The following is a 13,383-nucleotide window of genomic DNA, read 5'->3' on the forward strand; positions in this document are numbered from 1 at the left end:
GTCATGATGCCCGTCGCTGCGCGCGTGCTGGTGGTCGAAGACGAGCCGGAAATCCGGCGCTTCTTGCGCGCGGCACTCGGTAGCCAGGGTTTTGTCTTGATCGAGGCCGAAACTGGCCAGGCCGCCATCCGCGAGGCCGCCAGCCAGCAGCCCGACGTGGTGATCCTCGATCTTGGCCTGCCCGATGTCGAAGGCCTCGAGGTGTTGCGGCAAATCCGGGGCTGGTCGCAGGTACCGGTCCTGATCCTCTCGGCCCGTGGCCAGGAGAACGACAAGGTCGTTGCGCTGGACGCCGGCGCGGACGACTATCTGACCAAGCCCTTCGGGGTTGGCGAGTTGTTGGCGCGCTTGCGCGTCGCGTTGCGGCACAGCGCCGGGCGCCCCGACGGCGAAGCCGTCTTCACGGTCGGCTCGCTGACCGTCGATCAAGCGGCGCGGCGCGTCCTGGTCGATAACCGCCAGGTGCGCCTGACGCCGAATGAGTACCGGTTGCTGACGACCCTGGTCAAGCATGCCGGAAAAGTCGTGACCCATCGGCACCTGCTCCGCGAGGTGTGGGGCCCGGCCAGTACCGGCGAAACGCACTACTTGCGGGTCTACATGGCCCAATTGCGGCAAAAGCTCGAAGCCAACCCGGCGCACCCGCGCTATCTACTGACCGAGCCCGGCGTCGGTTATCGCCTGGCGGTCGAGTGACTTCGGGCTCGCGCGTCCGGCGCTTCGCGGTGTGGCCTTGCTGCGAAGGCGCTGCTTTGGCATTTGAGCGCCGACACGCGCAGATAGCGCCGGGAGCTGCGCGCGGAACGGACGCAGCGCTCGGAGGCGATATACTCACGTGCACGGATGCGCACGCGCCGCGGCACGAGCGCTCCAGTCTCTCCAACCCCAGGGTGAATCAATGAGCAGGAAAGCTTGGACGACCGTCGCGGTGGCCGGAGCATGGGCGTTGGCGGTTGCCACCGGAGGATTCGGCAATCACGCACCGGCGCCGGCAATGCGATTGCGGCTCGAGCTGTTCGTCGCCGACCTCGATGCATCCGCGGCGTTCTATGCCGACGTCCTGGGCTTTGAGCAGCTCGAGGCGCAAGCCAACTATCAACCGATTCGGGCCGGCTCCGTCGAGATCGGCCTGGGCTTGCGGAGCGGCCTGTCCAAGACGCATTACTTCAATCCCGAGCTTCAAACGAGCCGTGTGGGCCTCGGCACCGAGATCGTGCTCGAAGTCGAGGATGTTCGCGCGACGTTTGAGCGGGTGCAGAAGTCGGGCAAGGCTCGCATCTTGGCGCCGCTGTTCAATCGCCCCTGGGGCGCCACCGACTTCCGAATCGCCGACCCGGACGGATACTACTTGCGGATCACCTCGGCCACGCCCAAAGAATCCTAGGGCCGGTGGTCGCTGGACGGTGTCCGGGCCTCGGAGGGGCCGTCAGGGAAGCGCGTCGGTGGTCTCTTCGCCGGCCGAGGCATCGGTCGCAATGTCTTGCCCAAAGGTATAGAAGAGCCAATCGAGTTCCGTGCTTCCCGTCAGGCGGTCGATCGCATTGTCGCTCACGACGGTATCGTCGGGTAGCAAGCTGTCGGTTTTCAAACTCGCCACGCGCGCTGCGTACGCATCGCCGCCTGCCCAATACGCTGCCACGCCGGTCAACAGTCCATAGACGTCAGGCGGATAGGAGATGCGGTCGGCAATCAGCAGATCTTCGCCCTGGCCGCCGTCGAGTGTGTCGGGCCCCAGATGACCGACGAGCAGGTCGAAACCCTCGTCGCCGAACAAGCGATCTCCTGCGTCGGTCGCTTGAGTTCCGCCGACGAGCAGGTCGTTGCCCTTGCCACCGTGCAACGAGTCGCCGCGCGAGCCGCCGTAGAGCGCATCGTCGCCGTCGCCGCCGTCGAGACTGACCGGGCGATTGCTGACCAACTCGGCGTCGAGCACGTCGAGGCCGTCGTAGCCGAACGCATGTATCCGCCCGGTGATGCCTGTGAAGCGTTGTGATGCGGGGCGCAAGGCCGAGTTTTCGAACTGGGTCACGACGCTGACGGTCGTCCCGGTGCCGAAGAAATACACGCCGTCGAAGCCCGGTGTGCCGCCATAAAACAGATCGGTCTGGGCGGGATTATTGGCGTTGGAACGGAGGGCAAACGTACTGACGGCGACCGCGTGCGAGGCCGGCAGGCTTGTGTTGCTTCCCTCGGTGGCGGTGACTGTCATCGCGTAGCTGCCGTTAAACGTAAATGCATGTTGCAGGGCGATCCCGCTGGCTGGGCCGACGACCGACTGGTCGACCGTGCCGTTGCCATCCCAGTCGATCTGGTAGGTGATGTCGTGACTCGGATCGACCACGGCGCTGGTTGCCGACAACTGGAAATCGAGCGTTTCGCCGCGATAGGCCGAGCTGGGCCCGGTGACGATGGCCGCCAGATCGTCGTCGTCGCCGAAATCGACGGCGTCATGGATCTGGCCGTAGTCAAGGTCCTCGAAGGCGTAGGCGTCGCCCGGGATCGGAGTGCCGATGACCACCGGGATCGAGGCCAGTACCACATTGGTGCCTTCCCGTACGAATTGCAGATCGAAGCGATGGGGCCGCCCATCGCCGACGAACTCGATGTCGAAGTTGGCCGTCTGGCCAGCGCCGAGGCCTGGGATCGTGCCGGTGTGATTGATAATCCGGACGCGTGGGTCGGAGGCGCGCACGGCCATGTTCACGGCCACGTTCGTGGCCGCGTTCTGGATCGCTGAAATGACGCCGTTCGCCACGGTCCCGCCGAAGCCGGAGCTGATCTGAAAATAGAAAGGATCGCCCGGATCGATGGGATCGACGGTGCCATTGGCAATCGAGCTGGTCGATTGGTTCGTAGCGCCCGTCAGCCGCGAAATGGCCTCGAGATCACGACGGGGGTCGGCCGTGTTGTTGGCGTTCGTGCCCAAGCCGATCACTAATGCGCCGAGCGCGTTGAGCCCGGTGATGGTTTCCTGGATGCCGGCGCCGGAGTTGAACGGTGTCGACGGCCTGGCCGATTGCGTCAACTCGCTCAGCGGTAGAGTGAGGCCGTTCAGGCCGGATATCGAAGTCTCGCCTTTGGGTTGGTAGGCAAACCCCGTGTCGGTCGCGGCCAGGATGACGGGCAGTGCGCCCTGGCGAAAACCGGCCCCGCCGATGGTGCCCGCTGCTGGCAAGGCTTGCCCCGTCGAGTCGACCGTGTAGGAAGCAAACGACGGTACGTCGCCGCTGCCCCCGGGATTGATCTGCGTCGACACCAGGCCCGCGGCACCGCTATCGCCGATCGAGCCATTGTTGTCGCCGTCGAAGCCCAGACCCGTCACCGTCTGGTACAGGGCTTCGATCAACGTCTCCGGAGTGTCGCCGCCATAGCCCGGCGCGACGCGGTCGAGCGCCGACTGAATGGTCGCGGTAAAACCCGTGGCATTGGCCGCGACGATCGGATGATTGAGCACGAAGGGGCGGCCCGTGCTGAACTCGCTGGCGAAATTGCCGTATTCCTCGAAACGGCCGACACCGAAGCCCAAGTCGACGCCCGGCAGCGATGCCTGCAGCGCCGCGATGATCTCAGGAAACGCCGCGCGCACGATCGGACTGTTGGCGGTGAAGCTGCCCGTGTCGTCGAACAGCAGGAAGACGTCGACCATGTTGGTCAGGGCGCCCGACGCCGGCAGCGTCACGCTGACGTTCTGCCGATGGCTTTCGCCGTCGGCCAGCGCGATCTCGATGCTCGACGGCGAAACGTTACCCAGCGCATGATTGCTGGTGCCGGACGGCCAGAGCACGCCGCCGGCGGTGGTCGGATAGCTTGGCACCTGTCCCGGCGGCACCAGCACGCGAACGACATACGCCCCGGGCGCCAAGCCCGTGAACGCATACGAGCCATCGGTGCTGGTAACCGTCTGTAGTTCGCCCGCGTCGTAGGCATGATCGCGATCGTCGTCGATGTAGACGGTCACACCGGCCAGCCCGAGCTCGCCTGCGTCCCGGACGTGATTGCGGTTGTCGTCGTGGTATAGCAGCCCACGGATTTCGTTGGGGCGATATAGATTTGCCATGTCGACGCCCGCTCGCTGTTCGCCCGGTGCGAGCACGATCGAGTGCGAGCTTTGTTCGACGGGCGTCACGAGTTGATCGCCGGGCAGGATTTCGCGGACGCGATAGGTACCTTTGGGCAGACGCGTGAAACTGTAGGTGCCCGACTCGTCGACCGCGGGAGTGAAGAACTGATCAGACGCCGTGACGGTTTGTGGCTCGCCGGGATCGAGCGAGCCGTTGTTATTCACGTCGAGGTAGACGGTGATTCCGGCGAGACCGCGCTCGCCGGCGTCGCGCGCTGCGGAGTGATTGTAGTCGGCATAGACGGTGCCGCTGATGGCTGCGTCGGAGCGTTCGTGGTTGCCGAAGTTCAGCCCTGCGATCGGCTGCCCATTGCGCAGACGTTGGTTGGTCACCCCGCCGGCAGGCGAGGTGGGCGTGTAGCCGGCCTGTACGGTCTCTCGAATGTTGAAGGTGCCGCGCGTAGCGCCGGTGATGGCGTACTGCCCCGTGGCGTCGCTCGTAGCCGCGGGTTCACCGACCGTCAGGCTGCCATCGTTGTTTTCGTCGACGTAGACCGTCCAGCCTTCCAGGCCCGGTTCTCCGGCGTCTTGGACGCCGTCGGAATCGACGTCGCTGAACACGGTGCCGTTGATTGAAACCACCGCCGGCACCAGATTGGCGAAGTCGGCCGTTGAAGTCAGGTCGGTCAATACGTTGACCGAGCGCGAGTCGCTGAATCCGTCGGCCGTTTCCCAACCCGCCGGCAGCACCTCGACGACGCGGTAGTTGCCGACCGGCAGCGAGAGGAATTCGTAATGCCCCGTAACGTCGGTGGTGGTCGACTGCTCGCCTGCTTGCAGCAGATTATCGCTGTTGTCGTCGATGAACACGGTCCAGCCGGCGAGCCCCGGGTCGCCCGCGCCGCGCAAGCCGTCGCCGTCGACGTCGTTCCAGACGGTGCCCGCGATATTGCCACGGGCATCGTGCCAGTTGAGAAACAGTACGTTGTCGGTCCGATTGTCGCGCACGCGGGCAGTGACCGAACTGGGCGTCGTAGGAATCCAATTCGTGAGCACCACGTCGCGGACCGTGTAATTGCCTGCGGCCAGTCCACTGAACGTTGCCTCACCGCGCCCGTCGGTGACCAGCGACAATTCACCGGCGTCGAGCGTGGCGTTGTTGTTGCCGTCGATGTACACGGTCCAGCCCGGCAGGCGGTCTTCGCCCGGATCGTCGATTCCGTTACGGTTGGCGTCCTCTTGCACCTTGACGAAGATGTCGCCGGCCATCAGCCGCCGCGTTTCGAGCGCCTCGAGCCGGATCGCGGGGCGTCGCGATGCCTTGCGGCGCCGAGATGCGGGTGTCAGGCGAGCGAACAAGCTGCGATACGCCGGCGTGGTGCGGCTCATGGCAATCTGCCTCAATGCAGGAATGGGATGCGCGACGGAGCGGCTCAGCCCTCGCGAGATAAGGTCGCCAAGCGACGCGCGACGGGAGAGTTGCAAGGTGGAGCCGCTTGCCAAGCGTCAGACCGCCAAGAAGCGCGGCGAATGGCGGAGATTAATTGTTGCGCCGTTGCTTGCGCTGCATCTGAGCTCGCCATTTCGAGGGGGCGAGCGATCGCGTCGCATGCTGCAGAAAGTCATCCAGAGAAGCTGGGCGCCAGCACCGTCGCGCGAGGTAGGTAATTACCCCGACTCCACCGGCCACGGCCCACGGCCAGTAGTCGCGCGTCGAGTCGCCGACGGCGGCGACTTGGCGTTCGCTGCGCGGTCGCTCAGCATGGGGCTCGTCTTCAAGAACAGCCGTCTCGGCTGGCTGTGCAGCGGTCGAGGGCGCACTCGCGGCCTGCTCCGGCGCTGGGCCGGCGGCGCTGCTGGGCGTCTCGAGTTCCTCGAGCACTTGTTCGACGGCCATTTCCACAGCCACCGCGACGACGGGCGTCTGCGGAACAGCCGTCTCGGCGCCATTTGCCGAAGGAGGTTCGCTCGCCGCATCGTTGCCATTTGCGACAGGCTTGCGAACGAGCTGCCCTGCGGTTTCTGACGTTGCCCCGGATTCTCCGAGCGATCTGGAGTCGAGTTTCACGCCCGCTGTCACGGGCGCCGAGACTTCAAAATCGGCGAGTGCTGCGGAGAACTCGAGCGGGGCTGCTGCGGTTCGTGCCGGCAGAGCGGTAGTCGCCTGGAAGTCGCCCTTGAGCAGCGCCGCCAGCGCCAAGGCGCGCACGCTCGGCACGTCAGAAGCCGCGTCAAAGGGCAGCCAGTAGAAGCTCAGCTCGGCCAACGTCGCCGACTCGCTGGGCCCGGCGGGAGCGGTGATCGTATCGCGCAACTGCGGACCCAGGGGCGAAGATTGGGTCCCGCCGCTGAGCACGATCCAGACCGGTCCTTGGCCGTCCGGATTGGCCCGGGTAAACCGCACGGTATAGACGCCCGGATCGAGCAGGACATCGAAGCTGCGCACGGCGCCGTCGGGCACGCTTTGCTCGAACACGGCGCGCCCCTGGTCGTTGATGATCGTCATCCGCACGCCGACCTCGCCGGGCAGGCTCCAGTCGGAGGCACCGAGCACCAGGTGAAATAGCTGGCTCTGGTTGACGACGAGCGTGCGCAGCGTTTCCTGGTCTCCGCGTTCCAACGTGTGATTGACAAACGTCTCGAAGTGCGTGGCATCCTGGGCGAAGTCCACCTCGACTTCCACCTCGATACTACCGTGCTGTCCCGGCGCGCTCACCTCGACCACATAGTCGGCGTTCGAGCGCGCATGTTCGACGCGCAGCTCCCAGCGGTGCGGTTCTTGCGACACCCAGGTGTAGGGAACCGGCCGCCCTGCGTCGTCGAAGATCGCGATCGTCAAGGGGGCCTCGTGATGTTCGGCGGTTACGACCACGGTGAAAACGTTATTCAAGTCCGGCCCGAAGTCGGCCGAACGCACCTGGTAGCTCACCGCCGGATGGAATCGATCAATCGTGTCGTGCTCTTCGTAATACGTGTGCTCGACATACCAGGGCGTCGTGGCGAGCAAGACCGGCGTCGGCGACGAGGACGCGGGTATCGGTTCGCCGGCATCGGGCGGAGCGCCCGGGCGCGCTGCTACGACGGCCAGGTGGTAAGCGCCGATGCCGTACACGTCGTCGCGCGCGCCGGCCACTAGTACGTAGAATTCTTCGCCCGCGGCGACCGAGTCCAGGCGAAGTCGCACGTCGTTGTCCAGCGGGCCGCGGGCGGCCTGTGTCTCGACAACCTGGCCGTGGGAATCGAAAACCGTGACCCGCGGTACCAGCGAGCTGACGCCAGCGGCCTGAATCTCGATCTCGATTGGCTGGTGGTCGACCGGAGCCACCAGACGGTAAACGTCGAGATCGTCAGGCCGTGTGATGTCGCCGGCGAGGGCCGCTTCGAAGCTCGACGCCTCTGCCGCAAATTCCAAGTCGGTGGCCGTGGCCAGGCTGTCGTTGGCGCGGGCCCGGTCTTGCGCATCGGCTTTTCGCGCATCGAGGATCGCACGCAACGCCGCCACATCTGCCAAGGTCAGAGTCTGGCTCGAGTGCGACTGGAAATGCTCGTACATCGGCGAGTTGGGATCGTCACTGTGGCCGACGCCCAGCACATGGCCGGCCTCGTGCAGCATGATCTCGAACAACTCGTCCGCAGCATCCTGGCCCGAGGTGCCCAGGACGAAGTTGGTATTGAGAAAAACGTCGCCAACCCAGGTGTTAGCCACAAAGGGGTCGTACGGATTGGCAACAGCAATCACGTCGGCCGCCATCGGCACGGCACCGATGCGGATGTCGCCAAAGCGGGGATCGCCCTGTTTGAACCCCAGCGTGCCGAAAGGTTGCCCGCCGTCCGACGTCACGGCCAGATTGGTGTTGGCCTCGATCACCCAGGTCTGAAACGCCCGGACGATCGTCTCCTGCCAAACGGCGCGCGGCAGGTATTGATCGAGCACGTTGAACAACTGGCTCGTACGATCGCCGGCCAGCGTGCCGTCGGGAGCAAAGCTGATCGTCAACTCGGTCGGCTCGGGCCACTGCACGCTGAAGGCCGCCAAGACACGACGGCTTTCGAGCTGCTCAAGCGCAGCGCGGGGCGCAGATCGCACGTGTTCGCGCTGAGCCATTAGAGATGAAGTCCCCACAACTCGGCCACGCGCCCCTGGTCGGTGGTTTCCGAGGTGGTGGCGCCGGCCGCGCCACGCAATTGCCGGTATGCCTCGACCAGCCGCTGGAACTCGGAATCGTCGCGCAGGCTGTCGAGATCCCGGTCGCGGTCGATCAACGCTCCACCATAGCCCTGCTCGAGCGCGGCGGCCAGCAGGGCCATGGCCCGGGCACGGTCACCGGGCTCAATCCTGCCGGTCAATGCGAAGATTCCGGCGACCTGGTAGCGGGTCGGCGCCCTGGTGTCGAGTTGCAACGCCCGCTGGGCGTCGTCGAGCGCCTCTTCGCGTCGCCCTGCTCGCGCGACCAGCACGCCTCTCGCCGCGTGCAGTGCGGCGTCTTCGGGATAGACTTCGATCGCGCGATCGAGCATGGCGATCGCCTCTTGGGGTCGTGCGAGTTTCTCGGCCAGAACGTAGGCGGCATTTTCCAGGCCGGGCCGGCTTTCCGGGTCGCGTTGCAGAGCGCGCTCGAACGCCATCAAGGCGGTACTCGGTTCGGATTCGCACAGGGCGACTCCCCGGGCCAGCCAATCGTCAGCCGTGGTACACGGCAGAGCCAGCGCCGCCTCGCGGTCGTGCGCGGCCGCGGCACGATCGCCGCAGCGCATTTCGACGTCGGCCCTTAGCAAGCGCAAACGCACCTGGTCCTGACCCTGGGCAAGGGCTGCATCCAGATCGGTCAGCGCTTCGGCGTTCCTGCCTGCGCCTAACCGCGCCAGCGCGCGATTGACCAGGGCCTCGCGATGTTGGGGTTCGCGCTCCAGTACCAGATCGAATTCGCTCGCGGCCAGGCCATACTCGCCGCGATCGAGATAGACCACGCCGCGGCGGAAGTACCAGGGCGTCGCCCGCGGGGCCAGCGCCATGCACGCCGTGTAGCCCGAGATGGCCTGCGCCGCGGCGCCGCAGCGCTCGTAGCAATTCGCCAGCCCATACCAGGCCCATAGATTTTTTGCGTCGGCGCGGGTTGCCTGTTGCCACAACGGCAGGGCCTCGCGGTAGCGGCGCTGAGCCGTGTAGAGCATGGCCAGCAAACATGCATCGCGCGGTTGGTCACCGGCTACGGCGGCGTGAGGAGCAGTGGTTTCGCGATCGCCGTCGTGCATCGATTGGCCAAGCCGCACCAAGAGCTGCCGGCGTTGCATGAATAAGGCCGCCGGAGGCTGCTCCGCGCCCAGCAACCGTTCGGCCTGACGGTTCCAGGCCAATCCGCGCTCGAGCTCTTCGCGTGCGGAGCCGCGCGTGGCGTTCGAGGCCAACAACAGCAACAGGTCGGAAGCGTCGTGACGCACATGCAGCCGTTGTTCGGAGTCCAGGCGGTCGAAATGCTCGTGCCGGTCCAGATCTTGCGAGGCTTGCAGATCGTAGCGCGCCAGGCCGCGTTGGCAGGCCTCTCGGACCTCCTCGGCCGCACCGGACCGCGCGGCCGCATCGATGCACGCGAGCTGTGCCGTTTGCACGTCTTGTTCGAACCGGCGATAGACCTCCTGCGATTCGAGCACCGCCAGGCGTTCGTTGCGCCAGGCGAGCATGCCGGCCAAGCTAGCGATGACCAGCACGGCGGCCAGCGCGATGGTCGTGCCCGAGGTTAGCCGCGGATGGCGCCGAATCCATTTGCCGACCCGTTCGCGACTCGGCGGGTCGGGTGCGAACTCGAGCGGCAGATCAGCGAGGTGTCGTTCGATATCGCGCTGCAGTTCGGCCGCAGATGCATACCGCTGAGCGGGCGCCAGGGCCAGGCAGCGGCGTACGATTGCGGCCACCGCAGGCGAACCCGACGCGAATGCGGCGGGCAACGTGGGCGCGGCGCTTCGTTCGTCGAGCGCGCGGCGCAGGCCCTGCTCTGTGAAATCATTGCGCTGGGGGAAGAGCAGCTCGCCGGTCAGCAACTCGTAGAGCAGCACGCCGAGCGAGTAGGTATCGCTCCGGGGGTCGCTGGCGGGCGACGATTCGATGAAAGCCCGCAATTGTTCCGGAGCCATGTAGGGCAGCGTGCCGCCGATGGTTTGTTGCGTGGCGTGGCCGCGAGGCTTGGTGTCGGTGGAGAGATTGAAGTCCAACAGCATCGGCCGGCCGTCGTCGGCCAGCAGCACGTTGGCCGGTTTGAGATCGCGATGCACGATCCCCCGGCGGTGGGCGTGATCGAGCCCGCTGGCCAATTGGGCTACGAGCGTCAACACCGCGTCGGTGTAGCTCAGGCTGGCGAGGCGCGCAAGCTCGTCGGAGGCGTGTGCCGCGTCGGGATCGGCCCTCTCGGAAATACGGACTTGCGGCAGCGCCGGCGTGATTTCGCAAAACACCCGCGGCGCTCCGAGCGTCTCATCCGCGTCGCGCTTGATCGTTTGCACGAGCGCCCTGCCGCCGGCCGGGAGGTTGGATTGGGCGCCGCGCCGCATGCGCACGACGTCGGCCAGCGTCGTCTGTCCGAAATAAGGCATGCACACGACGGACCACGCGCCCAGCGCATGCACCGAATAGATCGGCACGATGTGGGCGTGTTGCAGCTGTGCCAGCTTGTCGGCCTCGGCGAACGAATCGGCAGCGATCTTGAGCACCACCAGACGATTGGCCAGGTCGTCCTGGCGGGCCAGGTAGACGCGACTCAGCGAACCGCGGCCCAGTTCGCCCAGCAATTCAAAGCCCAACAGCGCGAGCGCCTCGGCGCGCGGCTCGTCGTTTGCGCGCTGAGCCAGATGGCAACCGTTCGCACTCTGGCCCGCCGGAAGGGGCCAACCGTCGACGCGAATTCCCCAACGATCCGCGTACTCGGCCGCCGCGACCTCTTCGCCGGCCAACCGCCTGGCCCGGTACTCCTCGAAGGCCACGCACGTCCAAGCGTCGTGCTCCTGTGCAAGTGCTGGAAACAGTTCGCGATAATCGGTCAGGGTGCGCCGCAGGGGTGATGGCCAGCGCAGTTCGAGATCGACGCGCACCAGTTCCAACAGCACGGCCCGGAACTCGGGATGCGAAGCCTCGGGCAGGAAGGCCGCGATATCCGGCGGGTGTCCGGGACAGAAGGCAAGCTCAAACGCCTCGACCAACTCGTCTAAGCTGGGCCGCGCCAGGTTCGAGGTGCCGTGTGCCATTTCAATCGTGCGCTTGGAGTGCCGACGACAGGCGATGTAACAACTCTTGCAGGATTCGTTCGACGGATCGCTTGGAACGGGTCACCTGCGCCGCGATATCGGCCACCTCGTGGCCTTCGATGCGCAGATTGAGAATTTGGCGATGCGTCGCGGGTAGTTGTGCGAGGGTTTCATCGATGACCATCCGCAATATCGCCAGCGACGTCTCGTCGCCCGAAGGCAACTCGTCCGAGGCCATCACCAACGATCCGCCGCCCAGCGAAACGCCGACGTCGCGCTTCGCCGCGCGGTGGTACGCTGCCACGGTGCGAATCTTGTTGAGCCCGATGACGAGCAAGAGCTTCCACAGCTCTTCGCCTTCGGGCACTTCGTATTCGCCGCGCGCGGCGCGTCGAAAAAAGGTACGAAACACCGATTGGACGATGTCGTCGGCATCGACCCGGGCGGCAAGATCGGTGGCGACGTTCGCCTTGGCCAAGGCCTGCAGCCGGCGGGCGTAGCGCAGGTAGATCTGCGTTGCGGCGTCGGCATTTCCGGCCTGCAGCCGGCGCAACAGCGACCGGTCGGACGCGTGCTCCTCCCCACCGGAGGCCGTGTCGCTTTCGGGCGTCGCCATGCCAGTTGGGCCAAAGGAGAAGTCGGTTCGTCGGCCGCCGACCGCCATGCGAGCCGCGCTACCCCCCTTGCGCGCCCGGATGTCGAACAACCAGACGAGAAACGTCGCGCCCCACGAGTCCGAACCACAACCACCGGAAAAGGCTGCGCAGGGCGGTTGAATCCGCGGTTCGGACCTGAACTTTTATAGTCCGGCTGTAAACGCTCCGTCAACGAAAACCCTGTTCGTGGCGGCATTTCAGGTGGTGGGAGTTTCCCTGACAAGAACGCCGGAGCAGCCCGTGAAAAAAAGACAGCAGCGGATGAACCCTGGGAACTGGTCCACCCGCCGCTGCGGGAAGCGCTGCTGGCGATTGAAGCGGTTTGCGTCGGCGTGGCAGGACGCGGTCAGGCCAGTGCCAGGTCGACGAGGTAAGGAGCAGGCGCAGAGTTCGGCGATCGCAGGCGGACGAAGTACGTCTGCCCTGCCGCAACGTCGATCGAGAGGGAGTTGACTCCGTGGTTGGGCTCGGTCTCGAGCAATTTGACGCCCGATGCCGTGGTGACTTCGACCTTGGCAATCTGGCCACCGTCGGCGCGCACGTCGATTTGCAGCCTGCCCGATGACTGGGGCGTCAGCCGGAAATAGTCTTTGTCGCGGTCGCTGGTGGAGTTGCCCTGGATCGTCAGTTTGCCGTCGGACCCCAGGGCAGCGAGATTCGCTTGCGATTCGCGGTCATTAGGTTCCGTCTCGGTCAGCAAAGTACCAGGGGGCGGATCGACTGTGCCGCCGCCGCTTCCCGGTGGCGGGGCGATCGGGTCGGCGTCGAGTTTCAAGTCGACCACGTAGACGCCGGTCGTCTTGTTCTGGCCGCGAACGCGAATCGTGTAGGTCTCGCCGGCGCTGACCGCAAAGCTGCCTGCGTTAACGCCGTTGTTCGGCTCGGTCTCGAAGATGTCGAGGCCTTGCGCGTTTTGGACTTCGACTTTGGCTGCCAGGCCCAGGTCGCCAAGCGCGTCGAGCTGCACCTGTCCCGCCGCGGCGGCCGTAATCCTGAAGTAGTCCTGGTCGCGTCGATTGGCGATGACGCCCAGCAAGGACACCGCACCGTCGGCAGGGTCGAATTGAGCGGCGTCGGCCGTAGCCCCCGAATTGTTGGGTTCCGACTCGAACGTGGTCGCGCTGAGCATTTGCCGGGGTTCGAGCATCTCGGCCCGCCCCGGGGCCGAACGAAACGAGCGTGATAAAAAACGGCGCATGACCTCTCAGTCCCTTCGCAGAAGAGCCCCCGCATGACGCCGCGCGCCCAGCAGCGCACGGGACCCCCACGTCCCGTGGGCCAGCCCAAAGCAGGACTGGCAGGAGCGCTGCAGGCAGGCGTCAACTTGGCCCGCCGTTCTCATTCAGGGAAGCGATAAACAGCGACGCCATCCGCCACGAGAATCGCGTTTGGGAGTTGCCGGCTGGAAACGCCCCGACTTCGCACACCGGCGCC

Annotated in this window: 7 protein-coding genes; 2 read left to right on the forward strand and 5 right to left on the reverse strand. The window is 65.6% G+C overall.

The window, feature by feature from the left end:
• The first annotated feature begins 6 nt into the window (after positions 1–6).
• Both K1X74_08720 and K1X74_08725 read left to right on the forward strand, forming a co-directional pair.
• The gene (locus tag K1X74_08720) at positions 7–696 is read left to right on the forward strand and encodes a response regulator (GenBank protein ID MBX7166420.1); all 690 of its coding nucleotides are present in this window, start codon (positions 7–9) and stop codon (positions 694–696) included.
• 202 nt (positions 697–898) lie between these two features.
• The gene (locus K1X74_08725) at positions 899–1,384 is read left to right on the forward strand and encodes a glyoxalase/bleomycin resistance/dioxygenase family protein (protein ID MBX7166421.1); all 486 of its coding nucleotides are present in this window, start codon (positions 899–901) and stop codon (positions 1,382–1,384) included.
• Between the two features lie 42 nt (positions 1,385–1,426).
• Here the strand turns inward: K1X74_08725 and K1X74_08730 are convergent, their stop codons facing one another.
• The 5 genes from K1X74_08730 to K1X74_08750 form a co-directional block, all read right to left on the reverse strand.
• The gene (locus K1X74_08730) at positions 1,427–5,449 is read right to left on the reverse strand and encodes a hypothetical protein (GenBank protein ID MBX7166422.1); all 4,023 of its coding nucleotides are present in this window, start codon (positions 5,447–5,449) and stop codon (positions 1,427–1,429) included.
• A gap of 151 nt (positions 5,450–5,600) precedes the next feature.
• The gene (locus K1X74_08735) at positions 5,601–8,165 is read right to left on the reverse strand and encodes a matrixin family metalloprotease (GenBank protein ID MBX7166423.1); all 2,565 of its coding nucleotides are present in this window, start codon (positions 8,163–8,165) and stop codon (positions 5,601–5,603) included.
• Complete coding sequence (locus K1X74_08740; GenBank protein ID MBX7166424.1) at positions 8,165–11,293, reverse strand: protein kinase; 3,129 nt, start codon at positions 11,291–11,293, stop codon at positions 8,165–8,167. The genes K1X74_08735 and K1X74_08740 overlap by 1 nt, the downstream gene beginning before the upstream one ends.
• 1 nt (position 11,294) lies before the next feature.
• Positions 11,295–11,909 (reverse strand): hypothetical protein, encoded by a 615-nt coding sequence (locus K1X74_08745; GenBank protein ID MBX7166425.1) that lies wholly within the window; start codon positions 11,907–11,909, stop codon positions 11,295–11,297.
• 386 nt (positions 11,910–12,295) lie between these two features.
• Complete coding sequence (locus tag K1X74_08750) at positions 12,296–13,147, reverse strand: hypothetical protein (GenBank protein MBX7166426.1); 852 nt, start codon at positions 13,145–13,147, stop codon at positions 12,296–12,298.
• Positions 13,148–13,383: the final 236 nt, after the last annotated feature.

Source organism: Pirellulales bacterium (assembly GCA_019694435.1).
Lineage (GTDB): Bacteria > Planctomycetota > Planctomycetia > Pirellulales > JAEUIK01 > JAIBBZ01.